Source organism: Pseudomonas brenneri (genome assembly GCF_007858285.1).
GTDB lineage: Bacteria > Pseudomonadota > Gammaproteobacteria > Pseudomonadales > Pseudomonadaceae > Aquipseudomonas > Aquipseudomonas brenneri.
The window spans coordinates 46,396-72,063 of the sequence record NZ_VFIL01000005.1 but is presented as its reverse complement, the minus strand read 5'-3'; the positions used below and the strand labels follow the sequence as shown (position 1 = coordinate 72,063).

The following is a 25,668-nucleotide window of genomic DNA, read 5'->3' as shown; positions in this document are numbered from 1 at the left end:
TTCAGTCTATGGGGCGCTCGCAAGGCGCCTGCAACACCGTGAGGTAAGGGTCATGAGTCGCTTTGTTTCTGTTCTGGCATTGAGTGGGATTGCCGTGCTCGCGGGCTGCGTTGCCCCGACGCCAAAACCCAATGACCCGTACTACGCGCCGGTGTTGCCGCGCACGCCGCTGCCTGCTGCCGCCAACAACGGTTCGATCTACCAGGCCGGTTTTGAACAGAACCTGTACAGCGACCGCAAGGCGTTCCGGGTCGGGGACATCATCACCATCACCCTGAACGAGCGCACCACGGCGAGCAAGAACGCCAACTCCCAGGTGGCCAAGAACAGCAAGACCGGCATCGGCCTGACCTCGCTGTTTGGCGGAGGCTTGAACACCAACAACCCGCTGGGCAGCGGTGACTTGAGCCTGGACGTCGGCTACAGCGGCGACCGCGCCACCAACGGCAGCAGCAAGGCCGGGCAGGGCAACAGCCTGGTCGGTTCGATCACCGTGACCGTCGCCGATGTATTGCCTAACGGCATCATTGCCGTACGCGGCGAGAAGTGGATGACCCTCAACACCGGCGATGAGCTGGTGCGCATTGCCGGCATGGTGCGGGCAGACGATATCGCCACCGACAACACCGTGCCGTCCACACGGATCGCCGATGCACGCATTACCTATTCGGGTACGGGTTCGTTTGCCGACGCCAGTCAGCCGGGCTGGTTCGACCGTTTCTTCCTTAGCCCGCTGTTCCCTTTCTAGGTGATCACTTTGAACCTTAAACAGCTGATGGCAGCGGTGTTGTTGCTCTCCTTGAGCGTCGCTGCCCAGGCCGAACGCCTGAAGGACATCGCCAGTATTTCCGGGGTGCGCACCAACCAGTTGATCGGTTACGGCCTGGTGGTGGGCCTCAACGGTACGGGCGACCAGACCACCCAGACCCCGTTCACCCTGCAGACCTTCAACAACATGCTCTCGCAGTTCGGGATCAAGGTGCCGCCGGGTTCGGGCAACGTGCAGTTGAAAAACGTCGCGGCGGTGTCGATCAGTGCCGACCTGCCGGCGTTCTCCAAGCCCGGGCAAGTGGTGGACATCACCGTATCGTCGATTGGCAACTCGAAAAGCCTGCGTGGCGGCACCTTGCTGATGACGCCGCTCAAAGGTATCGACGGCAACGTCTACGCCATCGCCCAGGGCAACCTGGTGGTGGGCGGGTTTGATGCTGAAGGTCGCGACGGTTCGAAGATCACCGTCAACGTGCCATCGGCCGGGCGGATTCCCGGCGGCGCCACGGTGGAACGCACCGTGCCCAGCGGGTTCAACCAGGGCAACAGCCTGACCCTGAACCTCAACCGTTCGGACTTCACCACCGCCAAGCGCGTGGTCGACAAGATCAACGACATGCTCGGCCCTGGCGTGGCCCAGGCCATCGACGGCGGCTCGATCCGCGTGACCGCGCCGCTGGACCCAAGCCAGCGTGTGGATTACCTGTCGATCCTGGAAAACCTTGAGGTCGATCCGGGCCAGGCGGTGGCCAAGGTCATCATCAACTCGCGTACCGGCACCATCGTGATCGGGCAAAACGTCAAGGTGTCGCCAGCGGCCGTGACCCACGGCAGCCTGACCGTGACCATTACCGAAGACCCGATTGTCAGCCAGCCTGGGGCGTTCTCCAACGGCGAAACCGCCGTGGTCCCACGCTCGCGGGTCAACGCCCAGCAAGAAGCCAAGCCGATGTTCAAGTTCGGCCCCGGTACCACCCTGGATGAAATCGTGCGAGCGGTGAACCAGGTGGGCGCGGCGCCCGGCGACTTGATGGCGATCCTCGAAGCCCTGAAACAGGCCGGCGCCTTGCAAGCCGACCTGATCGTGATTTGAGGCCGTAGTCATGGACATGCGCAAGAGCGGTATCGCCAGCACGGCAGACTCGGGTTCCTACTCCGACCTCAACCGGCTTAACCAGCTCAAGTTCGGCGACAAGAACAGCGAAGGCAATATGCGCAAAGTGGCGCAGGAGTTCGAGTCGCTGTTTCTCAACGAGATGCTCAAATCCATGCGCTCGGCCACCGATGCCCTGGGCAAGGACAACCCGCTGAATACCCCAGCGGCCAAGCAGTATCAGGAAATGTACGACCAACAATTGGCGGTCTCGCTGTCCCGCGAGGGCGGCGGTATCGGCCTGGCGGACGTGTTGCTGCGCCAGATGCAAAAGAACAAGCCAGTGGAAGGGCAGGCCTCGACGTTGCAGGGCCCGGACGCAGTTGAGAAGAAAGTCGACGTGCCGACACCAATTGCCGCCGGCACCCAGGCCGATGGCCCGCTGGGTCGCGCCAATGGCCAGCGCGCGCTGTGGGCGGCGCGGGTCGAGGTGGCGCCACGGGCCGATGATGGCACCCTGCGCAATGATATGACGCTGATGAATCAGCGGCGCATCGCGTTGCCGAGCAAGCTTACCGATCGCCTGTTGGCCGGCATCGTGCCGGGCGTCGAAGCGACGGGGGCTGCCAAGGCCGCGCCATTGCGCAACAGCGCCGCCGAAGATGGCGTGATCAACGGCGCGGCGCGCACCTTTGCCGCCCGCGATTCGCGCATGCAGATTTACGGCCGCGCCGTGGCCCAGCCACCGCTGGCACCGGCGAAAAAAGCCTTCGGTTCGCAAGATGAGTTTGTCGCCACCATGCTGCCAATGGCCAAGCAGGCGGCCGAGCGCATCGGCATCGACCCACGCTACCTGGTGGCCCAGGCCGCCCTGGAAACCGGCTGGGGCAAATCGGTGATGCGCCAGCAAGACGGCAGCAGCAGCCACAACCTGTTTGGCATCAAGGCCGGCCAAAGCTGGCAGGGGGCCCAGGCGCGCGCGATTACCAGCGAGTTTCGCAATGGCGAGATGGTCAAGGAAACGGCGCAGTTCCGTTCCTACGACTCTTACCAGGACAGCTTCCACGACCTCGTGACCTTGTTGCAAAGCAATGAAAGATATCAAGAAGTGCTGAAGTCGGCCGATAACCCGGAACAGTTTGTACGCGAGTTGCAAAAAGCCGGTTATGCAACGGATCCGGACTACGCCAGCAAGATTTCGCAGATCGCCAAAACCATGAACAGCTACCAACACTACGCTGCCGCTGGCGCATCCACTCATTTATAAGGTTTGAACCATGGGTTTGCTCAATATCGGGATGTCAGGACTCAATGCGGCTCAAGGATCGCTTTCGACCCTGAGTAACAACATTGCCAACGCCAAGACCCCTGGATACTCGCGCCAGCAGACTACACAGACGGCCAACGGCATGTCCGGCGTCGGCGGTGTGTTCATCGGCAGCGGCACCACGCTGTCGGACGTGCGCCGGGTGTATAACCAGTTTCTTGACACCCAGTTGCAGACCACCACGTCGCTGAACTTCGACGCCAAGGCTTATCTGGACCAGATCGGTTCGGTGGACAAGCTCTTGTCCGACAAGTCCACCGGGGTCGGCGCAGCCTTGAACAGCTTCTTCGCCGCGTTGCAGACGTCTTCGGCAAACCCCAGCGACAACTCCGCGCGCCAACTGGTATTGACCATTGCCCAGACCCTGGGCAACCGCTTCAACTCGATTGCGAGCGAACTGAACAAGCAGAAAGAAGGCATCAACAGCCAACTGGAGACCATCACCGGCCAGGTCAACCAGTTGACCGCCTCGATTGCCTCCCTCAACCAGCAGATCTCCCAGGCCAAGGGCCAGGGCAACGGCGAGCCGGCGAACCTGCTGGACGCGCGCAACGAAGCCGTGCGCTCGCTCAATGAGTTGGTGGGGGTCAAGGTCACTGAGTCGGACGGCCACTTCAATGTGTCCCTGGGCACTGGCCAGACCCTGGTGGCGGACGGCGTGTCGAACAAACTGTCGGCGGTGCCGAGCAAGGATGACAAGAGCCAGTACTCGGTGGTGTTGACCACTGGCGGGCAGCCGATGGACGTCAGCTCGGTGGTCAGCGGTGGCTCCATCGGCGGCTTGCTGCGTTATCGTCAGGAGGTGTTGATGCCGGCTATCAACGACCTGGGGCGTACCGCCATGGTCGTTGGTGAAGCGATCAACACCCAGCTGGGGCAGGGCCTGGACGCCAACGGGCAGTTCGGTGCCGCGTTGTTCAATGACATCAACAGCGTATTCGCCATTGGCCAGCGCAGTGTTGGCGGCTCCAGCAACAGTGCGAACTCCGGCAACCTGAATGTCACGATCAAAGACACCAGCAAACTGAGCACCTTTGACTACAAGGTGACCTTCAGCGACGACAAGATGTACACCGTGCTGCGTTCGGACGGTAAGTCCATGGGCACCTTCGACATCACCCAGACACCGCCGGAAATCGACGGCTTTACCCTGGCCCTTGATGGTAAAGGGCCGGTGGCTGCTGGCGATACGTTCAAGGTCAGCCCGACCGCTGGCGGCGCGATGGACCTCAAGGTGGTGATGACCGACCCCAACAAACTGGCGTTTTCCGCGCCATTGCTGGCCGAGGGCAACAAGAACAACAGTGGTACCGGCGTGTTCACTCCGCCGACCCTGACCTTGCCCCTGGACATCCATGGCGGTGCCGACACCGCGCAGTTGGAAGCGGCAATCAAGAGTTCGATGCCGGTCAAGATGACCTTCGCCAAGCCCGCTGCCGATGGCACCCAGAGCTATGTGATCAATAACGCCCAGGGCCAGCCGATTGGCACCGGCACCATCGTGCCGGGCCAGGACAATAAACTGACGATCAAGGTGCCGTACGTCGACGCCAATGGCGACCCACAGACGTTCGGGGTCGACACGGTGATCCGTGGCGAACCGAAAGCCGATGACAGCTTCAGCGTGTCGTTCAACGCTGGCGGCAAACTGGATAACCGCAACGCCCTGCAATTGCTCGACCTGCAAACCCGCAAGACCGTGGGCGCGACCGATGGCAACGCCGGCGTGAGCATGAGCACCGCGTACAGCCAGTTGGTGTCGACCGTCGGCGGCAAGGCCAGCCAGGCCAACGTCGACAACAGCGCGACCGGGGCCATGCTGGCGGCCGCCACGTCCAATCGCAGCTCCGTGTCCCAGGTCAACCTGGACGAGGAGGCCGGCGACATGATCCGTTTCCAGCAGTACTACACCGCGTCGTCGCAGATCATTAAAGCTGCGCAAGAAACCTTCAGCACGCTGATCAACAGTCTTTAAGGGAGTTTGAGACGATGCGAATCTCGACCGAACAGTATTTCAATACCACGACTGCGCGTTATACCAACAACTTCTCCAACGTCACCAAGACGCAGCAGCAGATCGACTCCGGCGTGCGTATCCAGACCGCAGCAGATGATCCGGTGGGCGCGGCGCGTTTGCTGCTGCTGCAACAGCAGCAGGATATGTTGGGGCAGTACGCGGGCAATATCAGCAGCATGAAGAACTCGCTTAATAGCGAGGAAAGCGTACTTGCCAGTATCGACACCGCCCTGGCGCGCGCGGGTGAACTGTCGCTCAAGGTGGCGGGCAAGGGCGGTGGCGGTATCAGCGATGACGACCGCAAGGCCGTTGCCGCCGAGATTGGTGAAATCGAGAAACAGGTCCTGAGCCTGCTTAACAGCAAGGATTCGTCCGGCCATTACCTGTTTTCCGGTGGCAAGAGCGATACACCGCCCTATGCGCGCAACAGCGATGGGACCTACAGCTATCAGGGGGATGAGACGCCCTTGAGCCTGAAGGTTTCCGACACCTTGTCGATGGTGGTCAATGACACCGGAAAATCGATCCTGGAAGGTACGGTCAATGCCGGTCGTACTCAGGCCACCGGTTCGGTCAACGATGGCAAGGTGCTGGTTTCGGGCGGGATCGTTACCTCGCCGTCGACCTACGACAACAGCTTCACCGACGGTCAGCCGTACAAGCTGACCTTTATCAGCAGCACCGAATACACCGTAACGGACGGGGCGGGTAACGACATCACCGCGCAAACTCCCGGCAACGGCAAGTTCGATGCGACCAAGGAAGGCAGTGCTTCGGTCACCGTGCGCGGCGTGACTTTTGATGTCGACCAGAACCTGGGGGGGGCCAAGCCCGGCGCCGAGGCTGATGCGATCTACAAGGATCGTGAATTCACCCTGCAAAGCAAACCGGACAGCTTCAGTATCTCGCGCACGCCGAGCAACCAGTCATCGGCACAGTTGTCGGGCGGCACGGTCACCAGTCAGGCGGATTACAGCAGCACCTTCCCGAACAAAGGTGCGGTGATCAAATTTACCTCGACCACAGAGTACGAGGTGTATGCCCAGCCGATCACCGCCGACAGCAAACCGGTTTCCAACGGCACTGTGGTGCCTGGCACGCCAGCCCAGCCGGGGCCACCGCCTGTTCCCGCAACGCCAGACAGCATCACGGCCGCTGGGGTTAAGTTCGACATCACCGGCGCCCCAGGCATCGGTGACCAGTTCGCCGTGGGCTCCAATACCCACAAGACGCAAAATGCGCTGGATACCCTCAGCCAATTGCGCCAGGCCCTGGAAACCCCGTCCGACGGTGACCCGATTGCCCAGGCCAAGCTGACCGATGTGGTCAACGCAGCCATTACCAACATCAAGGCCTCCCAGGCCCAGGTCGATGGCGTGCGCGGTTCCATTGGCGCGCGGATGAACTCGCTGTCGATCCAGGAAACGGAGAACACCAGCATGGTGCTGGCCAACAAGTCGACCACTGCGGCTATTGGCGACACCGATGTGGCCACGGCCTCGATTGACCTGGCGTTCCAGAAGGCAATGCTGGAGGCCTCGCAGCTGGCCTTTGTGAAAATCTCCCAGTTGAGCCTGTTCAGCCGCATGTAATCGGCCCGGCAAGACCTGACGGCCCACCCTGGAAACAGGGTGGGCCGTTGTCGTTTCTGGCGCAGGCTTTTAAACAAAGCGCACAAAAATGAGTGACCTATGAGTCATAAAGCGCATCTTCACTGTATCGTGTGAAAAGGCCAGACCGCTTTCCAGGCGCTGGCTTCGGTAGTTTCGGCGGGTTTTTGCGGGGTTATCCCCTTTATTGTCAGCGCTCCTGAAGGGTTTTCAGGGGTGTTCTCCAGCTATTTTGTATTGGGAAGCCACAATGATTGGCATAAAAAGCATCGCCAGCTACGTGCCGGCAGAAGGGCTGGACAACTACGCCCAGGGTGCCAAATTCGCCAAGGATGAAGAGTTCATCATTGGTAAGATCGGCTCGGCATTCCTGCCGCGCAAGGATGCAGGCCAGGAAACCTCGGATTTGTGTGTCGAGGCGGTCAACGCCTTGTTTGCCAACAACCCCGAGCTCAAGCGTGAGTCGATTGACGCGCTGATCGTCGTGACCCAGAACGGCGACGAAGAAGGGCTGCCGCACACCGCAGCCATCGTCCAGGACAAACTGGGCCTGCCGACCCACGTCGCGGCCTTCGATATCTCCCTGGGTTGCTCCGGCTACGTCTACGGCATCTACGCGATGAAAGGCTTCATGGAAGCCGCCGGCCTGAAAAACGGCCTGCTGGTGACCGCCGATCCGTACTCGAAGATCGTCGACCCGGAAGACCGCAACACCACCATGCTCTTCGGCGACGCCGCCACCGCCACCTGGATGGGCGAAGACGCCCCCTGGCAGCTGGGCAAGGCCAAGTTCGGTACCGACGGCTCCGGCGCGCCGCATTTGAAGGTCAGCGACGGCGTGTTCTTTATGAACGGTCGCCAGGTCTTCAACTTCGCCTTGCTCAAGGTGCCGGCGCATTTGCACGAACTGCTCAATGAGTCGGACCTGAAGGCCGACGATATTGACGCGTTCTGCATCCACCAGGGCAGTGCGGCCATTGTCGACGCCGTGGCCCGCCGTTTTGAAGATGCGCCGGTGGAGAAATTCATCAAGGACATGGTCGAGACCGGCAACACCGTGTCGTCGAGCATTCCGCTGCTGCTGGAAAAGCACGTGATGGACGCCGAGTGGAAGCGCGTGGCCCTCAGTGGGTTTGGTGTTGGCCTGTCGTGGGGTTCGGCGATTATCTATCGGCCGTGATGCGCTGATAGGCTGCACAAAAAACGCCCGGGATCGAAAGATCCCGGGCGTTTTTTTGTGCACATCATGGTAGGAGCGAGCTTGCTCGCGAAAAACGTTAACGATAACGCGGGCATTCAGAATGCACGCGGCGCCCTCAGGTTCTTCGCGAGCAAGCTCGCTCCTACAGGGAGGATGTCCTTAACCCGTGATTGCTGGCATTTCGCGCTTCTATAAGGTCTTGAAATACAAGGGGTGGCACAGGGCTAGTAAAAAAATTCAAAAAAATCCTCAAGCAACCTGCTTTCACGACGATAACTATTACGAAGGTTCTCTAGGCCACACCCGGCGGTTGCCAGGGCCGGAAGCCGCAGTATCCAACTCACGAGGATTTCGTCATGGCAATGTCCGTAAACACCAACATTACTTCCCTGGGCGTCCAGAAGAACCTGAACAAAGCATCCGACGCTTTGAGCCAGTCGATGAACCGTCTGTCTTCCGGCCTGAAAATCAACAGCGCCAAAGACGACGCCGCTGGCATGCAGATCGCCAACCGTCTGAACAACCAGGTCAAAGGCCTGAACGTTGCAATCTCCAACGCCAACAACGGCGTGTCGATTGCCCAGACTGCTGAAGGCGCGATGCAAGAATCCACCAACACCCTGCAGCGTCTGCGTGAACTCGCCCTGCAAGCGGCCAACGGTGATAAAAGCGACGCTGACCGTGTTTCCCTGCAACAAGAATTCACCGCTAAAGTTGGCGAGCTGAACCGTATCGCCTCTACCACCACCTTCGGTGGTCGTAACCTGCTGGACGGTTCGTTCAACAACGTAGCGTTCCAGATCGGCGCCAACGCCAACGAAACTATTTCGTTCGGCATGACTGATATCAGCTCGACTGCTCTGAAGGGTAACTTCAAAGAGGCCGCTGTAGATGGCACAGCTATGACTGGTCTGGCGGCCACTGCGACTGGTTCTGCACTGGGTGAAAAGGCGGTTAAAACTGGTGCAGCAGCAACAGCTACAGTTGCTACAGATGCGTTCACCGTTAACGGCGTAGAAATCGCTCTGGGCGTCGCTGCTGCTGGTGGTCCTGCCGGTACTGCTGCAGCTGCAGCTATCAACGCTAAAACTGCTCAGACCGGTGTTAGTGCGACTACTACTGCTGCTGGTATCGTGACCCTGACCTCCAAGAGCGATATCGTTCTTGGCGCCTCCGCTGTAGGTGGTGCTACTGACGGCCTGGCTAAGCTTGGTCTCGGCGCTCCGGGTACTACCACAGCAGCGGCTCCAACAGCAGCTAGCGCTATGGGTGTTACCGGTTCGATCTCTGTTAACGGTACAGCAGTAACCTGGGCTGGTGCTGACACCATGACCGACGTGCTGACAGATATTGCAACCGCAGCCGGTGCTGGTGCCACTGCAACTTTCACTGACGGTCGCGTTAAAGTTACTTCGGGTGGCGGTGCAGATATCAAGCTGGCTAACACTGCATCTGGTTCGTTGTCGCAACTGGGTCTGTCGGCAGGTACTTCCCAGGCCAAGCTGACTGCTGATACCTCCATTGATGTGAACGGCGTTGAAGTCAAGTTCAAGAAGGGTGATACCGCTGACGCAATCGTAGCTTCGATCAACAGTGCCAGCACCGGTGTTCAAGCTAGCAAGAATGCTGACGGTACCCTGAATCTGTTCGCTGACAAAGACATCACCATCAAGGACGGCAGCGCCGGTACTGGCCTGGCTGCCCTGGGTCTGACTGCTGTAGCCAACGCCGGCACCAAAACTGCGATCACTATGGAAACCAGCGTTTCCGACCTGAGCATCCTGTCTGCCGCTTCGTCCCAGCAAGCCATCCAGGCCCTGGACGACGCCATGCAGCAGATCGACAGCCAGCGTTCGCAGCTGGGTGCGGTGCAAAACCGTTTCGCCAGCACCGTGGCCAACCTGCAGAGCATTTCGCAGAACTCCTCGGCCGCCAAAGGCCGCGTAGAAGACGCTGACTTCGCTGCCGAAGCCGCTGAACTGACCAAGCAACAAACCCTGCAACAGGCGTCCACTGCGATCCTGTCCCAGGCCAACCAACTGCCATCCGCTGTACTGAAGCTGCTTCAGTAATATCGGCTAGCGGTTAATCAACGGGGGGGTGCTAACGTGCCCTTCCGTTTTTTCAGTTTGGAGGTGATGACATGGACATGAGCATCAAGCTGAACGCGTCTTACCCGGCTGCTACCACCCAGGCTCCTGGCGCTGCGACGACACAGGCCAAACCGCCTGTCGCGCAGACCGATAGCGAGTCCGCCGAGGAACCACAGCGCGTGGCACTGGAAAAAGCTGTCACCGATATGCGTGAGTTTGTGCAGGCTTCACAGCGCAACCTGGATTTTTCCATCGATGACTCCACCGGCAAAGTGGTGGTCAAGGTGATCGCTACCGATAGCGGCGAAGTGATTCGACAAATTCCATCGGAGACTGCGCTGAAGTTGGCGCAGAACCTGAGCGATGCCAGCAGCCTGTTGTTTGATACAAAGGCTTGAGTTGGCACGAAACATGTTTCTGATTGCTGCTTGGGCGTTCGTACGCCAAAAAAGCGGCAACCGCAGGACAAGGAGAGTAGCAAATGGCTAGTTCAACGATTTCCGGCCCAGGTTCGGGCTACGACACCCAAGCGATCGTCAAGGCGTTGGTGGGGGCCGAAAGGGCGCCCAAAGACGCGCAGATCACTGCCCAGCAGAAAGACGCCACCGTCAAGCTGTCGGCCGTGGGCTCTGTGAAAACGGCGCTGGAAGCCTACCAGGCGGCAATCACCAAGTTGAACAACCAGGCCGCCTTCAATGGCCTGGCGGCCACGACCTCCGAAGAAAAGAACGCCAAGGTCACCCTGGGTGATGGCGCAGCCCCCGGCAAGTACATCCTCAAGGTCGATAATCTGGCGACCTCGTCGAAGGTCTCCAGCAAAGTTATCGAAGGTGGTGCCTCGGGCAAAGCCAACGCCAGCGATGAAACCCAAACGCTGACGATTACCCAGTCGGGTAAAAGCTACGATGTATTGGTGCCGGGTGGCGCGACCCTGCAGGAGGTTCGCGAATCCATCAATACCCAGCTCTCGGCCCAGGGCATCAGCGCCAACGTACTGAGTGACTCCAATGGCGGACGCTTGGTCCTGACCTCCAGTAACAGTGGTGTAGGTACCGACATCACCTTGAGTGGTAATTCGGAACTGGCGGTCGGTTATGACAAGGGCACGGCGCCGGTGAACGCCAAATACTCCATCGACGGCATTGAGATGGAGTCCACCAGCAACAAGATCACCTCCGCGATCAGCGGCGTGACCCTGGATCTGCTGGATGGCGACCTGACCAAGAAGGTCACGCTGACCGTCGCCAGCAACACTGACACCCTGAAGACCTCGGTGCAGTCGTTCGTCACCGCCTATAACACGTTGATGACCGCCATCAACACCCAGACCAAGGTCACCGCCACCGGCGATGCCTCGACCACCACCGCTGGCGCCCTGACTGGCGATGCGTCGATGCGCCAGTTGGTCTCCAGCCTGCGTTCCGAGCTGGTCAACGGCAAGGGTGCGGGCAGCATGACCAGCCTGGCCCAGATGGGTATCACCACGGACCAGAAAACCGGCCTGCTGAGCCTGGAAGACAAGGCGTGGGACAAGGCTGTGGTCAAGGGCGCAGGGGATATCGCCAAGCTGTTCACTGGCGATACCGGTTTGATCACGCGGATGAACAAGGCGACCAGCAGCTACGTCGGCTCCTCCGGCACCTTGGCGACCCGTGCGACGGATCTCAACACCAAGCTGACCGACCTGACCACCGAGAAGGCTGATCTGGATCGCCGCATGGAAGCCCTGCAAAAATCCCTGTCGGCCAAGTACACCGCCATGGACACCATGATCGCGCAGATCAACGCCAGCAGCTCCAGTATCCTGACCACCCTCAACTCGCTGAACAATCCTAAGTCGAACTGATGGATGGTGCGCCCGCAGGCCCTGAAAAAGGGCCCGGGCAGCGGGTAAGGGATTAAAGTTTTTCTCGGCACAGTCGAAAAACTGGTTAAGCAAATCTATTCGACTGTGGCCTGTAACGAGGTAGCAACATGAACCCAATGAGAGCCCTTCGCCAATACCAGAAGGTCAATTCCCACGCCCAGATCTCCGAAGCCAGCCCGCACCGTCTGGTGCAGATGCTGATGGAAGGTGGTCTCGATCGCATGGCCCAGGCCAAGGGCGCATTGAGCCGTGGCGATATTGCCCAGAAGGGCCTGATGCTGGGCAAGGCGATTGAGATCATCTCCGGTCTGCGCGATGGCCTGGAGCCGGAAAAAGCCGAGGATCCAGCGGCAGTTCAACAACTCGATGCGTTGTACGAGTACATGAGTAACCGTCTGGTTGAGGCCAATGGCGTCAACGATGCCGACATGATCGACGAAGTCGCGCGTTTGCTGATTACCGTCAAAAGTGGCTGGGATGCCATCGCGCCACAATAAGGCCGCCGGCCTTGAGGAACACAGCATGAGCCACGCACTGCAACGGATTGACGAAACCCGCGACGCCTTGATCGGCGCGCTGGCAGAACGCAATTGGGATGCTATCGGCGAATTGGACATGGGCTGCCGTGCCTGCATCGACGAGGTGCTCAGTGAAGCGCCGGTGGACGAGGGCGCGCTGCGCGAGAAGCTGGAGAGCCTGTTGGTGGTCTACCAGCAGCTGCTTGAGGTGACGACCGGCGAGCGTCAGGCGATTTTTGAAGAGATGTCGCAGATCAACCAAGCGAAAAATGCGTCAAAGGTTTACCATCTGTTCGGCTGATCTGGCTCAGTTAATCCGAACATAGCGCGTCATAAATTTGACTGTGCAGTCTTTTTTGACTTAACTAGTGCTATTTTCAGACGTCAGATGGCCGTAGCGCAGAAAATGCCTACAGCAATCTAGATTGCCCCGATTCGAGGGCATTAGAGTTTTACTAGGGAAGTTGCTATTGCATGTGGCGTGAAACCAAAATTCTGCTAATCGATGACGATAGCGTTCGCCGCCGCGACCTGGCGGTGATTTTGAATTTTCTTGGCGAAGAAAATTTGCCCTGCGGCAGCCACGATTGGCAGCAGGCGGTCAGCTCTTTGTCATCGAGCCGTGAAGTCATCTGTGTGCTGATCGGGACGGTAAACGCTCCTGGCGCAGTTCTAGGCCTGTTAAAGACACTCTCAACCTGGGATGAGTTCCTTCCCGTGTTGCTAATGGGCGATATTTCTTCCGTGGACTTGCCGGAAGACCAGCGCCGCCGAGTGCTTTCCACCCTGGAAATGCCCCCCAGCTACAGCAAATTGCTCGACTCCCTGCACCGTGCCCAGGTCTATCGCGAGATGTACGACCAGGCCCGCGAGCGTGGCCGTCACCGCGAACCCAACCTGTTCCGCAGCCTGGTCGGCACCAGCCGTGCGATCCAGCACGTGCGCCAGATGATGCAGCAAGTGGCCGATACCGACGCCAGCGTGCTGATCCTCGGCGAGTCCGGCACCGGCAAGGAAGTGGTCGCGCGTAACCTGCATTACCATTCCAAGCGCCGTGACGGACCTTTCGTGCCGGTCAACTGCGGGGCAATCCCTGCAGAGCTGCTCGAAAGCGAATTGTTCGGCCACGAGAAGGGCGCCTTTACCGGGGCGATCACCAGCCGTGCCGGGCGTTTTGAGCTGGCCAATGGCGGCACCCTGTTCCTCGACGAAATCGGCGATATGCCGCTGCCGATGCAGGTCAAGCTGCTGCGTGTGTTGCAGGAGCGTACCTTCGAGCGCGTGGGCAGCAACAAGACCCAGAGCGTCGACGTGCGCATCATCGCGGCCACGCACAAGAACCTCGAAAGCATGATCGAGGTCGGCAGCTTCCGCGAAGACCTGTACTACCGCCTCAACGTATTCCCTATCGAGATGGCTCCGCTGCGCGAGCGTGTGGAAGACATCCCGTTGCTGATGAACGAACTGATTTCGCGCATGGAACACGAAAAGCGCGGCTCGATCCGTTTCAACTCTGCCGCGATCATGTCCCTGTGCCGCCACGGCTGGCCGGGCAACGTACGCGAGCTGGCCAACCTGGTGGAGCGCATGGCGATCATGCATCCGTACGGGGTGATCGGCGTGGTCGAGTTGCCGAAGAAATTCCGCTACGTCGACGACGAAGACGAGCAATTGGTGGACAGCCTGCGCAGCGATCTGGAAGAGCGCGTGGCGATCAACGGCCACACCCCGGACTTCGGTGCCAACGCCATGTTGCCGCCCGAAGGCCTGGACTTGAAGGACTACCTCGGCAGCCTGGAACAAGGGCTGATCCAGCAGGCGCTGGACGACGCCAATGGCATCGTTGCCCGCGCCGCCGAGCGCCTGCGCATCCGCCGCACCACGCTGGTGGAGAAGATGCGCAAGTACGGCATGAGCCGTCGTGAAGGGGATGAACAGGCGGAGGATTGACGCCTGTTTTCCAAGCCGCTGATTAATCAGCGGTTTTTTTTCGGCACGGGTATTGCTACAGCACTCGCAACGTTCCGTTTAACTGACGGTCAGCCAAGCGAGAGAGCACGATGCCCCACGCCGCCCAACTTTCTTCAGTCCCCGACACCCAGGGACTTGTCCCGTCCGTAGAGCAGATCAGCCGGCAAGGGCTTGAGCAGGCGTTTTCGCTGTTCAGCCAGATGTCCAGCCAGTTGACTGACTCCTACAGTCTGCTGGAAGCCCGGGTTTCGGAGCTCAAGGGCGAGTTGGCGGTGGTCAGTGCCCAGCGCATGGAAGAACTGGCCGAGAAAGAACGCCTGGCCAACCGTCTGCAAAACCTGCTCGACCTGCTGCCCGGTGGCGTGATCGTGATTGACGACCAGGGCCGCGTGCGCGAAGCCAACCCCGCGGCCTGCGACCTGCTGGGCCTGCCGCTGGAAGGCGAGCTGTGGCGCCATGTCATCACCCGCTGCTTTGCCCCTCGTGAAGACGACGGCCATGAAATCTCCCTCAAGGATGGGCGCCGCCTGTCCATCGCCACTCGCTCCCTGGACGCTGAGCCCGGCCAACTGGTGCTGCTCAACGACCTGACAGAAACCCGTCACCTGCAGGACCAATTGGCGCGTCATGAGCGCCTGTCGTCCCTGGGGCGGATGGTCGCTTCTCTGGCGCATCAGATTCGTACGCCGTTGTCGGCCGCGTTGATCTACGCCAGTCATTTGACTGATGAGCAATTGCCGGCCGCCACCCATCAGCGTTTCGCCGGGCGCCTCAAGGAGCGCCTGCATGAGCTGGAGCACCAGGTGCGCGACATGCTGGTGTTCGCCCGGGGCGAGTTGCCGCTGACTGATCGCGTCACGCCCGCTGCCTTGATGCAGTCGTTGCAGGCCGCCGCCGCCACCCATGTCCAGGAAGCCTCGGTGCGCTGGCAGTGCGACAGCCACTGGGGCGAGTTGCTGTGCAATCGCGACACCCTGGTGGGCGCGCTGCTCAACCTGATCGAAAACGCCAGCCAGGCCAGCGGCCCGGCAGCGCGCCTCAAAGTGCACCTGTACAGCCGCGAGCAAACCCTGCGCCTGTGCATCAGCGACAGCGGTAGCGGGATTGATCCGCTGGTGTTGCAGCGCCTGGGTGAACCCTTCTTTACCACCAAAACCAACGGGACCGGCCTGGGGCTGACCGTGGTCAAGGCAGTGGCCCGTGCGCATCAGGGAGAATTGCAGTTGCGTTCCCGTGTGGGGCGCGGCACCTGTGCATTGATAACGCTGCCGCTGTTTTCAGGCGCGGCAAGCGCGGAGTAAGGATAAATGGCTATCAAGGTTTTACTGGTTGAAGACGATCGCGCCCTGCGTGAAGCACTGGCTGACACGCTGTTGTTGGCGGGCCATGACTATCGGGCGGTCGGTTCGGCCGAGGAAGCCTTGGAGGCGGTGGAGCAAGAGTCCTTCAGCCTGGTGGTCAGCGACGTCAACATGCCCGGCATGGACGGCCACCAGTTGCTCGGCCTGTTGCGTGCACGCCAGCCGCAATTGCCGGTGCTGTTGATGACCGCTCACGGCGCGGTAGAGCGCGCGGTCGATGCCATGCGCCAGGGCGCGGCAGACTATCTGGTCAAGCCATTCGAGCCCAAGGCCCTGATCGAACTGGTGGCGCGTCACGCCCTGGGGGTGATCGGTGCCGCAGACGGCGAGGGCCCGATTGCCTTCGAGCCGGCCAGTACGCAATTGCTGGAGCTGGCGGCCAAGGTCGCCCGCAGCGACTCCACGGTGCTGATCTCCGGTGAGTCCGGCACCGGCAAGGAAGTGCTGGCGCGCTACATCCACCAGCAATCCCACCGGGCCAGCCAGCCGTTTATCGCGATCAACTGCGCGGCGATCCCCGACAACATGCTTGAAGCGACCTTGTTCGGTCATGAAAAAGGCTCCTTCACCGGCGCCATCGCGGCCCAGGCCGGCAAGTTTGAACAGGCCGACGGCGGCACCATCCTGCTCGACGAGATCTCGGAAATGCCCCTGGGCCTGCAAGCCAAGTTGCTGCGCGTGTTGCAAGAACGCGAAGTGGAGCGGGTGGGTGCGCGCAAGCCGATCCAGCTGGATATCCGCGTGGTCGCCACCACCAACCGTGACCTCGCCGGCGAAGTGGCGGCAGGGCGCTTTCGTGAAGATTTGTTCTACCGGCTCTCGGTTTTCCCATTGGCCTGGCGCCCGCTGCGTGAACGCCCGGCGGATATCGTGCCGCTGGCCGAGCGCCTGTTGAACAAGCACGTCAATAAAATGAAGCACGCCCAGGCGCGCCTGTCGGCCGAGGCCAAGGCTTGCCTGATCAGCTACCCATGGCCCGGTAACGTGCGCGAGCTGGACAACGCGATCCAGCGCGCGCTGATTTTGCAGCAAGGCGGCCTGATCCAGCCCCAGGACTTCTGCCTGGCCATCGGCGTGGGCGCTGCGCCCATGCCGAGCCTGGTTCCGGCGCCGGCTGAAAGCGTTCCGGCAGAAGCAGCCGGTGGCCTGGGCGACGACCTGCGCCGCCGCGAATTCCAGATGATCATCGACACCCTGCGCGCCGAGCGCGGCCGCCGCAAAGAGGCTGCCGAGCGCCTGGGCATCAGCCCACGCACCTTGCGCTACAAGCTGGCGCAAATGCGCGATGCCGGAATGGATGTGGAAGCGTTCCTTTTCGCCAGCTGAGATACACATCAGCTGACAAGGTTTGTCGGCTTTTCTTACAAGTTGCCATGGAGCTGGCACCCTTGTTGCACCACCCGTACTAACCGCTGCGTAGTGTCAAAAAATTGCGGGTCGTCGGAGAGAGAAGTTCATGAGCCAAGGTGTTGAGTTCAATCGGTTGATGTTGGATATGCGATCCATGCAAATGGACGCCATGTCCCAGCCGAAATCCGTCGTGCAAGCGCCGGAATTGGGCCAAAGCAGCTTTGCCGATATGCTCGGCCAAGCCATCAACAAAGTCAGCGATACCCAGCAGGCATCCAGCCAGCTGTCGACCGCCTTCGAAATCGGCAAGAGTGGCGTGGACCTCACCGACGTGATGATCGCCTCGCAAAAGGCCAGCGTTTCCTTCCAGGCCCTGACCCAAGTGCGTAACAAGCTGGTTCAGGCTTATCAAGACATCATGCAGATGCCGGTTTAAGGACGAGATTTAAGTCATGGCAGAAGCAGTCGTGGATAACGTACCCGCCAAGACAGACGGCAAGCCGCCGCTGTTTGGCCTGTCGTTCCTGGAAAACCTCTCCGAAATGACCATGTTGCGTCAGGTAGGCCTGATGGTCGGCCTGGCTGCCAGCGTGGCGATTGGTTTTGCCGTGGTGTTGTGGTCCCAGCAACCCGATTACCGGCCGCTCTATGGCAGCCTGGCGGGGATGGATGCCAAGCAGGTCATGGAAACCCTGGCCGCCTCCGATATCGCCTACACCGTGGAGCCCAACTCCGGTGCCTTGCTGGTCAAGGCCGACGACGTGGCCCGTGCCCGCCTGAAGCTGGCCGGTGCAGGTGTGGCACCGACCGATGGCAACATCGGTTTTGAGATTCTCGATAAAGACCAGGGCCTGGGTACCAGCCAGTTCATGGAAGCCACCCGCTACCGTCGCGGCCTGGAAGGCGAGCTGGCACGCACCATCGCCAGCCTGAACAACGTCAAGGGCGCCCGTGTGCACCTGGCGATCCCGAAAAGCTCGGTGTTTGTGCGTGATGAGCGCAAACCCAGCGCTTCGGTATTGGTCGAGTTGTTTGCTGGCCGCTCCCTGGAGCCGGGCCAGGTCCTGGCCATCGTCAATCTGGTGGCGACCAGTGTTCCCGAGCTGAGCAAGTCACAGATCACCGTGGTCGACCAGAAGGGCAACCTGCTCTCCGACCAGGCGGAAAACTCCGCGCTGACCATGGCCGGCAAGCAGTTCGACTACAGCCGTCGCATGGAAAGCATGCTCACCCAGCGTGTGCACAACATCCTGCAACCGGTGTTGGGCAATGACCGCTACAAGGCTGAAGTGTCCGCCGACGTGGACTTCAGCGCCGTCGAATCGACCTCCGAGCAGTTCAACCCGGACCAGCCGGCCCTGCGCAGCGAACAATCGACCAGCGAACAACGCACCGCCGCCAATGGTCCTCCGCAAGGTGTGCCCGGTGCCCTGAGCAATCAGCCGCCAGCCCCGGCCAGTGCCCCGCAAACCACCGGCGGCGCCGCCACCGCTGCCGCCGCGATCCAGCCCGGCCAGCCACTGTTGGACGCCAATGGCCAGCAGATCATGGACCCGGCCACCGGCCAACCGATGCTCGCGCCGTACCCGGCCGACAAGCGTTCGCAATCGACCAAGAACTTCGAACTGGACCGCTCCATCAGCCACACCAAGCAACAGCAAGGGCGCTTGAACCGCCTATCGGTGTCGGTGGTGGTGGATGACCAGGTCAAGATCAACGCCGCCAACGGCGAAACCACCCGTGCGCCGTGGACCGCCGATGAATTGGCGCGCTTCACCCGCCTGGTGCAGGACGCCGTGGGCTTCGATGCCAGCCGTGGCGACAGCGTTAGCGTGATCAACATGCCGTTCTCCCAGGAGCGCGGTGAGGTGATCGCCGATATTGCGTTCTACTCTCAGCCTTGGTTCTGGGACATCGTCAAGCAAGTGTTGGGGGTGTTGTTCATCCTGGTGCTGGTGTTTGGCGTGCTGCGCCCTGTGCTCAACAACATCACCGGCCACGGCAAGAAGCAGTTGGCACCGTTCGGTGATGTCGAGTTGGGTGGCATGGGCGGCCTGGATGGCGAACTGGCCAACGACCGCGTCAGCCTTGGCGGCCCGCAGAGCATTCTGCTGCCAAGCCCGAGCGAAGGGTATGACGCGCAGTTGAACGCAATCAAAAGTCTGGTGGCAGAAGACCCGGGTCGTGTGGCCCAGGTCGTGAAAGAGTGGATCAACGCAGATGAGTGATAATCGAGCCTCTGTTGCCAAGCTGACCAAGGTCGACAAAGCCGCCGTGCTGTTGCTGTCCCTGGGTGAGACCGACGCGGCCCAAGTGCTGCGCCATATGGGCCCCAAGGAAGTGCAACGGGTTGGCGTGGCGATGGCGCAGATGCGCAACGTGCACCGCGAGCAGGTCGAGCAGGTGATGAGCGAGTTCGTCGAAATCGTCGGCGACCAGACCAGCCTGGGCGTCGGCTCCGACAGCTACATCCGCAAGATGCTCACCTCGGCCCTGGGCGAAGACAAGGCCAATGGCCTGATCGACCGTATCCTGCTGGGCGGCAACACCAGCGGCCTCGACAGCCTCAAGTGGATGGAGCCGCGCGCGGTGGCGGACGTGATCCGTTACGAGCACCCGCAGATCCAGGCGATTGTCGTGGCTTATCTGGACCCGGACCAGGCCGGCGAAGTGCTTGGCCATTTCGACCACAAGGTGCGCCTGGACATCATCCTGCGCGTCTCGTCGTTGAACACCGTGCAGCCAGCGGCCTTGAAAGAGTTGAACACGATCCTGGAGAAGCAGTTCTCCGGCAACTCCAACGCAGCACGCACCACCCTGGGCGGTATCAAGCGCGCGGCCGATATCATGAACTTCCTCGACAGCTCGGTCGAAGGCCAGTTGATGGACTCGATTCGCGAAATCGACGATACCTTGTCGGTGCAGATCGAAGACCTGATGTTCGTGTTCAACAACCTGTCCGATGTCGACGACCGTGGCATCCAGGCGTTGCTGCGCGAAGTCTCCTCCGATGTGCTGGTGCTGGCCCTCAAGGGCTCGGACGAGGGCGTCAAGGAAAAGATCTTCAAGAACATGTCCAAGCGCGCCTCCGAACTGTTGCGCGACGACCTCGAAGCCAAGGGCCCGGTGCGCGTCAGCGACGTGGAAACCGCACAGAAAGAAATCCTCACCATTGCCCGCCGTATGGCCGAAGCCGGAGAAATCGTTCTCGGCGGGAAGGGCGGCGAAGAAATGATCTAAGGCGCCGCGCATGTCGAACAAAGATGAGACGCCCAGCGACCTGATTCGCGCCCGGGACGTCGGCGGGTTCGACGTCTGGTCGCTGCCCAGCTTCGACCCGCACCGGCCCGAACCCGAGCCGGAACCCGTGGTAGAAACCCCGGTGGAAATGGAAGAAGTGCCGCTGGAGGAAGTCCAGCCACTGACCCTCGAAGAGCTCGAAAGCATCCGTCAGGAGGCTTACAACGAAGGCTTTGCCACGGGCGAGAAAGAGGGGTTCCACAGCACCACCCTCAAGGTTCGCCAGGAAGCTGACGCGGCCCTTGTTGTGAAGCTGGCCAGCCTCGAACGGCTGATGGGCAACCTGTTTGCGCCGATCGCCGAGCAGGACTCGCAGTTGGAAAAGGCCATGGTGGATCTGGTGCAGCACATCACCCGCCAGGTCATCCAACGTGAACTGGTGCTGGACTCCAGCCAGATCGAAAGCGTCATGCGCGAAGCCCTCAAGCTGTTGCCCCTGGGCGTCGGCAATGTGCGGTTGTACATCAACCCGCAGGATTTCGAGCAGGTCAAAGCCCTGCGCGAGCGCCACGAGGAAACCTGGCGCATCGTCGAGGATGCCGCGTTGCAGCCCGGTGGTTGCCGGGTCGAGACCGAGCACAGCCGCATCGATGCCACCGTCGAAACCCGCATCACGCAGATCATGGCCAAGTTGTTCGACCAGCTCCATGAACAGGCGCTGCACCCGGCGGCGCCGGACCTGAATATTGACCTGGACGCGCCGGATGCGCCTTGACCGCACCAGCTTTGCCAAGCGCCTGGGGGGTTATATCGAAGCCACCGAGTTGCCCGGCCAACCGATCCTTGAGGGTCGCCTGCTGCGTATGGTCGGCCTGACCCTGGAAGCCGAAGGCCTGCGCGCGGCCATGGGCAGCCGCTGCCTGGTGATCAACGACGACAGCTACCACCCGGTGCAGGTGGAAGCTGAAGTCATGGGTTTTTCCGGCAGCAAGATCTTCCTGATGCCCGTGGGCAGCCTCGCCGGTATTGCGCCGGGCGCACGCGTGGTGCCGCTGGCTGACACCGGGCGCCTGCCGATGGGAATGAGCATGCTCGGCCGCGTGCTGGATGGCGCCGGCCGTGCGCTGGACGGCAAGGGCGGGATGAAGGCCGAAGACTGGGTGCCGATGGACGGCCCGACCATCAACCCGCTCAAGCGCAACCCGATCAGCCAGCCGCTGGACGTGGGTATTCGTTGCATCAACGGTTTATTGACGGTCGGTCGCGGCCAGCGCCTGGGCCTGTTCGCCGGTACCGGCGTGGGCAAGAGTGTGCTGCTGGGCATGATGACGCGCTTTACCGAGGCCGACATCATCGTGGTCGGCCTGATCGGTGAGCGGGGCCGTGAGGTGAAGGAATTCATCGAGCACATCCTGGGTGAAGAAGGCCTCAAGCGTTCCGTGGTGGTGGCGTCGCCGGCGGACGATGCGCCATTGATGCGCCTGCGTGCCGCCATGTACTGCACGCGGATTGCCGAATATTTCCGCGACAAGGGCAAGAATGTCCTGTTGCTGATGGACTCCCTCACGCGTTTCGCCCAGGCCCAGCGGGAAATCGCCCTGGCCATTGGCGAGCCGCCCGCGACCAAAGGCTATCCGCCATCGGTCTTCGCCAAGCTGCCCAAGCTGGTGGAGCGCGCCGGCAATGCCGAGGCCGGTGGTGGCTCGATCACCGCGTTCTACACCGTGCTGTCCGAAGGCGATGACCAGCAGGACCCGATTGCCGACTCGGCGCGGGGCGTGCTTGACGGGCACATCGTGCTGTCCCGGCGCCTGGCCGAGGAAGGGCATTACCCGGCCATCGATATCGAAGCGTCCATCAGCCGGGTCATGCCGTCGGTGGTCAGCGCCGAGCACATGGTCCGCGCCCAACAGTTCAAGCAGTTGTGGTCGCGTTACCAGCAAAGCCGTGACCTGATCAGCGTCGGCGCCTATGTCGCCGGTGGCGACCGCGAGACCGACCTGGCGATTGCCCTGCAACCGCAACTGGTGACCTACCTGCGCCAGGGGCTGAACGACAACATCAGCATGGCCGAAAGCGAAGCGCACCTGGCGTCGGTGTTCGCACCAGCGCCTGGCGGTTAACCCCTGATGGCCAGCAGTCGCGCCGCGCGTCTTGCTCCGGTGGTGGAGATGGCCGAAAGCGCCGAACGCACCGCCGCCCAGCGCCTGGGGCATTTCCAGGGCCAGGTGCGCCTGGCCGAGAGCAAACTGGGCGACCTGGAGCGCTTTCGCGGCGAATACCAGCAGCAGTGGATCGATCGCGGCAGCAAGGGCGTTTCCGGGCAGTGGCTGATGAACTACCAGCACTTTCTCAACCAACTGGAAAGCGCCGTCGGCCAGCAGCGCCAGAGCCTGGCCTGGCACCAGAACAACCTCGACAAGGCCCGCGAAGGCTGGCAACAGGCCTACGCCCGGGTCGAAGGCCTGCGCAAGCTGGTGCAGCGTTACATCGACGAAGCGCGCGCTCTGGAAGACAAGCGCGAACAGAAGCTGCTCGATGAACTGTCCCAGCGCCTGCCGCGCCAGGACCAATACTAACTACCCGCGCCCGCCCCTGTAGGAGCGAGCTTGCTCGCGAAAAACTGGCGGGCACAGCGGGGCGTCAAGTTTCCCGCGTCATCGTTGACGACCTTCGCGAGCAAGCTCGCTCCTACAGGGGCGGGCGTGAGCAGTTCCGCCAAGGCAAGGTTGCCCACTCTGTGATCACCTGCTACACCTTGTTGCACATGCCCACGACAAGGAAGCAGTCGTATGTCGGTTGAATCAGAAGTATCCCTGGATGGGACGAAGTTGACGATCGCAGTCAAAGGCCGGTTCGATTTCGGCAGTCACCAGGCTTTTCGCGATTCCTACGAGCGGTTCTATAAGGTCCCTGATATCTATGTGGTGGACTTGAAGGAGGCCACCTACCTCGACAGCTCGGCCCTGGGCATGCTGTTGTTGCTGCGTGATCATGCCGGAAGCGATGACGCTGATGTGCGGGTGATCAACAGCAGCTCCGATGTGCGCAAGATCCTCGCCATCTCCAATTTCGACAAGTTGTTTGATATCTCTTGAGCCTGCTGACGGTCCTGATCGCCGAAGACAGCGCTGCCGATCTGTTGTTGCTATCGACCATTGTGCGGCGCCAGGGCCATCGGGTGCTCACCGCGACTAACGGTCAGCAAGCGCTGGAGGTATTCACTCGCGAACGCCCGCAGTTGGTATTGATGGATGCCTTGATGCCGGTGATGGACGGCTTTGAAGCCGCCCGGCAGATCAAGCAACTGGCGGGCGAGACGCTGGTGCCGATCATCTTCCTGACGTCCCTGAGTGGCAGCCAGGCCCTGGCCCGTTGCCTGGATGCCGGTGGCGATGACTTCCTGGCCAAGCCCTACAACCCGATCATTCTCGCGGCGAAGATCAACGCCATGGACCGCCTGCGCCGGCTGCAGGCCACGGTGTTGCAGCAGCGCGACCAGATCGCCCGCCATCATGAGTACCTGCTGCATGAACAGCGGGTGGCCAAGGCGGTGTTCGATAAGGTCGCCCATTCCGGCTGCCTGAACGCCGCGCGTAATATCCGTTACCTGCAATCGCCTTATGCGCTGTTCAACGGCGACTTGCTGTTGGCGGCCTACACGCCGTCGGGCGACATGCATGTGCTGCTCGGTGACTTCACCGGCCATGGCTTGCCAGCAGCCGTTGGCGCAATGCCGCTGGCCGAGGTGTTCTACGGCATGACCGCCAAGGGGTACGGCCTGGCGCAGACCCTGCGGGAGATGAACGCCAAGCTCAAGCGTATCCTGCCGGTGGACATGTTCTGTTGTGCGACGCTGTTGTGTCTCAGCGCCCAGCGTCGGGTGGTGGAGGTGTGGAACGGCGGGATGCCCGACGGCTACGTCCATGAAGTGGCCACGGGCAGGCGCACGCCGCTGGTGTCGCGGCATCTGCCCTTGGGTGTGCTGGCGCCCGAGGTTTTTGACGACTGCACGCAAGTCTGGCCGATGGCCCTGGGCGATCGGGTCTTCCTGTTGTCCGATGGGGTGATTGATACGGCGGATGCCAATGAGCAATTGTTTGGCGTGGAGCGTTTGCTACAAGTGTTCGCCGCCAACCGTGAGCCTGAGCGCCTGTTTGAGGACATCGAACAAGCCCTTGCCGGCTTTCGCGGCGAGGTGCGTGATGATGTCAGCCTGGTGGAAATCAGCCTGCTGCCTGAGCAGGCTCTGCATGCGTCGGCTATTCAGTACACCGACAGCGGCCAATCCTGCCCGCTGGACTGGTCGGTGAGTTTCGAGTTTCGTGCCGAGACACTCAAGCGTTACAACCCGTTACCGTATTTGCTGCAATTGCTCCTGGAAATCCACGGCCTGCGCGGCCAGAGTGGGGCGTTGTACAGCGTGATGGCCGAGCTGTATTCCAACGCCCTGGAGCATGGGGTGCTGGGCCTGGATTCACGGCTCAAGCGCGATGTGCAGGGTTTTGCCGACTATTATCGCCAGCGCAATGAGCGCCTGGCCCTGTTGAGTAACGGCTATATCCGTGTGCATATCGATGTCTTGCCGACAGGTGCAGGCGGTTGCCTGAGCCTGCGGATCGAAGACAGTGGCGCGGGTTTTGATGTGGAAACAGTCCTGGCGCGGCCGCTGGATATCGACCGTCTGTCCGGGCGCGGGCTGAACCTGGTCCGGCAACTGAGCAGCCATGTACGCTGGTCCGATGGCGGGCGCAGTGTGTGCGTGGAGTTTTGCTGGGAGGCTCTGGCATAATCCGCCGATTCTTGATCAAGGAGCGAACAAGTGACGCAGATACATATGGACCCTGAAGTGTTGATGGGTTTGCAGGAAGTCATGGAAGGCGAATACCCCCATTTGCTCGACACCTTCCTCGATGACTCGCAAAAGCGCGTCGAAGCGCTGCGCCAGGCGCGAGATGATGCCAAGGCGCTTGGGCAGATTGCCCATAGTTTCAAAGGCAGCAGCGGCAACCTGGGGGCCGTGCGTCTGGCGCGGTTGTGCCAGCGCCTGGAGGCCGAGTCGGCCAAGGCGCAGGTCGCCGACCTGGGCAAGCTGGTGGACCAGATCGATCATGAGTTCGCCCTGGTCAAGCCGATGTATGAGTCGGAGCGCCAGCGCTTCTAGGGTTCAATGGGCCGGTTGGCAAAGCTGGCCCGACTTTTGCTCTATCTCTCTTGACTGCGCCCTCGACCCTGCGCAGCGGAGACCA

23 protein-coding genes are annotated in these 25,668 nt (G+C 60.9%); all 23 read left to right on the top strand.

All coding sequences use genetic code 11. The features are described from left to right. Positions 1-52 precede the first annotated feature (52 nt). The 23 genes from flgH (at position 53) to FJD34_RS11960 (ending at position 25,583) form a co-directional block, all read left to right on the top strand. A complete protein-coding gene (gene flgH, locus FJD34_RS12070; protein ID WP_032859002.1) occupies positions 53-748 on the top strand; it encodes a flagellar basal body L-ring protein FlgH in 696 nt (231 codons plus the stop codon). A 27-nt stretch (positions 749-775) separates the two neighbouring features. Next, positions 776-1,864 (top strand): flagellar basal body P-ring protein FlgI, encoded by a 1,089-nt coding sequence (locus FJD34_RS12065; protein WP_029292480.1) that lies wholly within the window; start codon positions 776-778, stop codon positions 1,862-1,864. Between the two features lie 10 nt (positions 1,865-1,874). Beyond that, positions 1,875-3,131, top strand: a complete 1,257-nt coding sequence (gene flgJ, locus FJD34_RS12060) for a flagellar assembly peptidoglycan hydrolase FlgJ (protein ID WP_090290664.1) — start codon at positions 1,875-1,877, stop codon at positions 3,129-3,131. Between the two features lie 10 nt (positions 3,132-3,141). Continuing rightward, positions 3,142-5,166, top strand: coding sequence for a flagellar hook-associated protein FlgK (gene flgK, locus FJD34_RS12055; protein ID WP_065944053.1), 2,025 nt, complete (start codon positions 3,142-3,144; stop codon positions 5,164-5,166). A 14-nt stretch (positions 5,167-5,180) separates the two neighbouring features. Continuing rightward, positions 5,181-6,800: a flagellar hook-associated protein 3 gene (locus tag FJD34_RS12050; RefSeq protein WP_090290665.1), complete on the top strand. Its 1,620-nt coding sequence runs from the start codon at positions 5,181-5,183 to the stop codon at positions 6,798-6,800. A 268-nt stretch (positions 6,801-7,068) separates the two neighbouring features. Continuing rightward, positions 7,069-7,998 carry a ketoacyl-ACP synthase III gene (locus FJD34_RS12045; protein WP_032859011.1) on the top strand — a complete coding sequence of 310 codons (930 nt, stop codon included), beginning with the start codon at positions 7,069-7,071 and terminating at the stop codon, positions 7,996-7,998. A 377-nt stretch (positions 7,999-8,375) separates the two neighbouring features. Further along, positions 8,376-10,091 carry a flagellin N-terminal helical domain-containing protein gene (locus tag FJD34_RS12040; RefSeq protein ID WP_090290666.1) on the top strand — a complete coding sequence of 572 codons (1,716 nt, stop codon included), beginning with the start codon at positions 8,376-8,378 and terminating at the stop codon, positions 10,089-10,091. Between the two features lie 71 nt (positions 10,092-10,162). Then, complete coding sequence (locus FJD34_RS12035; RefSeq protein WP_090290667.1) at positions 10,163-10,510, top strand: flagellar protein FlaG; 348 nt, start codon at positions 10,163-10,165, stop codon at positions 10,508-10,510. Positions 10,511-10,593: 83 nt separating this feature from the next. Further along, on the top strand, positions 10,594-11,958 hold the full coding sequence (fliD, locus tag FJD34_RS12030) for a flagellar filament capping protein FliD (RefSeq protein ID WP_090290668.1): 1,365 nt from the start codon (positions 10,594-10,596) through the stop codon (positions 11,956-11,958). 128 nt (positions 11,959-12,086) lie between these two features. Beyond that, entirely contained in the window at positions 12,087-12,476 is a 390-nt protein-coding gene (gene fliS / locus FJD34_RS12025; RefSeq protein ID WP_029292498.1) for a flagellar export chaperone FliS, read from the top strand. 25 nt (positions 12,477-12,501) lie between these two features. Then, positions 12,502-12,798 (top strand): flagellar protein FliT, encoded by a 297-nt coding sequence (gene fliT, locus FJD34_RS12020; RefSeq protein ID WP_029292500.1) that lies wholly within the window; start codon positions 12,502-12,504, stop codon positions 12,796-12,798. 173 nt (positions 12,799-12,971) lie between these two features. Beyond that, entirely contained in the window at positions 12,972-14,447 is a 1,476-nt protein-coding gene (locus tag FJD34_RS12015; protein ID WP_032859021.1) for a sigma-54 dependent transcriptional regulator, read from the top strand. A gap of 110 nt (positions 14,448-14,557) precedes the next feature. Further along, positions 14,558-15,769, top strand: a complete 1,212-nt coding sequence (locus FJD34_RS12010) for a sensor histidine kinase (protein ID WP_032859024.1) — start codon at positions 14,558-14,560, stop codon at positions 15,767-15,769. A 6-nt stretch (positions 15,770-15,775) separates the two neighbouring features. Continuing rightward, positions 15,776-17,155, top strand: a complete 1,380-nt coding sequence (locus FJD34_RS12005) for a sigma-54-dependent transcriptional regulator (RefSeq protein ID WP_032859026.1) — start codon at positions 15,776-15,778, stop codon at positions 17,153-17,155. 130 nt (positions 17,156-17,285) lie between these two features. Continuing rightward, positions 17,286-17,615, top strand: a complete 330-nt coding sequence (gene fliE / locus FJD34_RS12000; protein ID WP_029292509.1) for a flagellar hook-basal body complex protein FliE — start codon at positions 17,286-17,288, stop codon at positions 17,613-17,615. 16 nt (positions 17,616-17,631) lie between these two features. Then, the gene (gene fliF / locus FJD34_RS11995; protein ID WP_032859033.1) at positions 17,632-19,407 is read left to right on the top strand and encodes a flagellar basal-body MS-ring/collar protein FliF; all 1,776 of its coding nucleotides are present in this window, start codon (positions 17,632-17,634) and stop codon (positions 19,405-19,407) included. Continuing rightward, positions 19,400-20,419 carry a flagellar motor switch protein FliG gene (gene fliG / locus FJD34_RS11990; protein ID WP_032859035.1) on the top strand — a complete coding sequence of 340 codons (1,020 nt, stop codon included), beginning with the start codon at positions 19,400-19,402 and terminating at the stop codon, positions 20,417-20,419. The genes fliF and fliG overlap by 8 nt, the downstream gene beginning before the upstream one ends. Positions 20,420-20,429: 10 nt before the next feature. After that, entirely contained in the window at positions 20,430-21,194 is a 765-nt protein-coding gene (gene fliH / locus FJD34_RS11985) for a flagellar assembly protein FliH (protein ID WP_032859037.1), read from the top strand. Further along, on the top strand, positions 21,184-22,542 hold the full coding sequence (fliI, locus tag FJD34_RS11980; protein ID WP_032859039.1) for a flagellar protein export ATPase FliI: 1,359 nt from the start codon (positions 21,184-21,186) through the stop codon (positions 22,540-22,542). Before fliH ends, fliI begins: the two co-directional genes overlap by 11 nt. 6 nt (positions 22,543-22,548) lie before the next feature. Further along, positions 22,549-22,998: a flagellar export protein FliJ gene (gene fliJ, locus FJD34_RS11975; RefSeq protein ID WP_029292520.1), complete on the top strand. Its 450-nt coding sequence runs from the start codon at positions 22,549-22,551 to the stop codon at positions 22,996-22,998. Between the two features lie 213 nt (positions 22,999-23,211). Then, positions 23,212-23,517 carry an STAS domain-containing protein gene (locus FJD34_RS11970; RefSeq protein WP_032859041.1) on the top strand — a complete coding sequence of 102 codons (306 nt, stop codon included), beginning with the start codon at positions 23,212-23,214 and terminating at the stop codon, positions 23,515-23,517. After that, positions 23,514-25,211: an ATP-binding SpoIIE family protein phosphatase gene (locus FJD34_RS11965; protein ID WP_090290669.1), complete on the top strand. Its 1,698-nt coding sequence runs from the start codon at positions 23,514-23,516 to the stop codon at positions 25,209-25,211. Before FJD34_RS11970 ends, FJD34_RS11965 begins: the two co-directional genes overlap by 4 nt. Before the next feature lie 30 nt (positions 25,212-25,241). After that, the gene (locus tag FJD34_RS11960; protein WP_032859044.1) at positions 25,242-25,583 is read left to right on the top strand and encodes an Hpt domain-containing protein; all 342 of its coding nucleotides are present in this window, start codon (positions 25,242-25,244) and stop codon (positions 25,581-25,583) included. Positions 25,584-25,668 lie beyond the last annotated feature (85 nt).

Excerpts from the sequence above, each read along its gene's own strand:
- flgH (WP_032859002.1), top strand. The coding sequence starts at position 53 with ATGAGTCGCTTTGTTTCTGTTCTGGCATTGAGTGGGATTGCCGTGCTC.
- FJD34_RS12065 (WP_029292480.1), top strand. The coding sequence starts at position 776 with ATGGCAGCGGTGTTGTTGCTCTCCTTGAGCGTCGCTGCCCAGGCCGAA.
- flgJ (WP_090290664.1), top strand. The coding sequence starts at position 1,875 with ATGGACATGCGCAAGAGCGGTATCGCCAGCACGGCAGACTCGGGTTCC.
- flgK (WP_065944053.1), top strand. The coding sequence starts at position 3,142 with ATGGGTTTGCTCAATATCGGGATGTCAGGACTCAATGCGGCTCAAGGA.
- FJD34_RS12050 (WP_090290665.1), top strand. The coding sequence starts at position 5,181 with ATGCGAATCTCGACCGAACAGTATTTCAATACCACGACTGCGCGTTAT.
- FJD34_RS12045 (WP_032859011.1), top strand. The coding sequence starts at position 7,069 with ATGATTGGCATAAAAAGCATCGCCAGCTACGTGCCGGCAGAAGGGCTG.
- FJD34_RS12040 (WP_090290666.1), top strand. The coding sequence starts at position 8,376 with ATGGCAATGTCCGTAAACACCAACATTACTTCCCTGGGCGTCCAGAAG.
- FJD34_RS12035 (WP_090290667.1), top strand. The coding sequence starts at position 10,163 with ATGGACATGAGCATCAAGCTGAACGCGTCTTACCCGGCTGCTACCACC.
- fliD (WP_090290668.1), top strand. The coding sequence starts at position 10,594 with ATGGCTAGTTCAACGATTTCCGGCCCAGGTTCGGGCTACGACACCCAA.
- fliS (WP_029292498.1), top strand. The coding sequence starts at position 12,087 with ATGAACCCAATGAGAGCCCTTCGCCAATACCAGAAGGTCAATTCCCAC.
- fliT (WP_029292500.1), top strand. The coding sequence starts at position 12,502 with ATGAGCCACGCACTGCAACGGATTGACGAAACCCGCGACGCCTTGATC.
- FJD34_RS12015 (WP_032859021.1), top strand. The coding sequence starts at position 12,972 with ATGTGGCGTGAAACCAAAATTCTGCTAATCGATGACGATAGCGTTCGC.
- FJD34_RS12010 (WP_032859024.1), top strand. The coding sequence starts at position 14,558 with ATGCCCCACGCCGCCCAACTTTCTTCAGTCCCCGACACCCAGGGACTT.
- FJD34_RS12005 (WP_032859026.1), top strand. The coding sequence starts at position 15,776 with ATGGCTATCAAGGTTTTACTGGTTGAAGACGATCGCGCCCTGCGTGAA.
- fliE (WP_029292509.1), top strand. The coding sequence starts at position 17,286 with ATGAGCCAAGGTGTTGAGTTCAATCGGTTGATGTTGGATATGCGATCC.
- fliF (WP_032859033.1), top strand. The coding sequence starts at position 17,632 with ATGGCAGAAGCAGTCGTGGATAACGTACCCGCCAAGACAGACGGCAAG.
- fliG (WP_032859035.1), top strand. The coding sequence starts at position 19,400 with ATGAGTGATAATCGAGCCTCTGTTGCCAAGCTGACCAAGGTCGACAAA.
- fliH (WP_032859037.1), top strand. The coding sequence starts at position 20,430 with ATGTCGAACAAAGATGAGACGCCCAGCGACCTGATTCGCGCCCGGGAC.
- fliI (WP_032859039.1), top strand. The coding sequence starts at position 21,184 with ATGCGCCTTGACCGCACCAGCTTTGCCAAGCGCCTGGGGGGTTATATC.
- fliJ (WP_029292520.1), top strand. The coding sequence starts at position 22,549 with ATGGCCAGCAGTCGCGCCGCGCGTCTTGCTCCGGTGGTGGAGATGGCC.
- FJD34_RS11970 (WP_032859041.1), top strand. The coding sequence starts at position 23,212 with ATGTCGGTTGAATCAGAAGTATCCCTGGATGGGACGAAGTTGACGATC.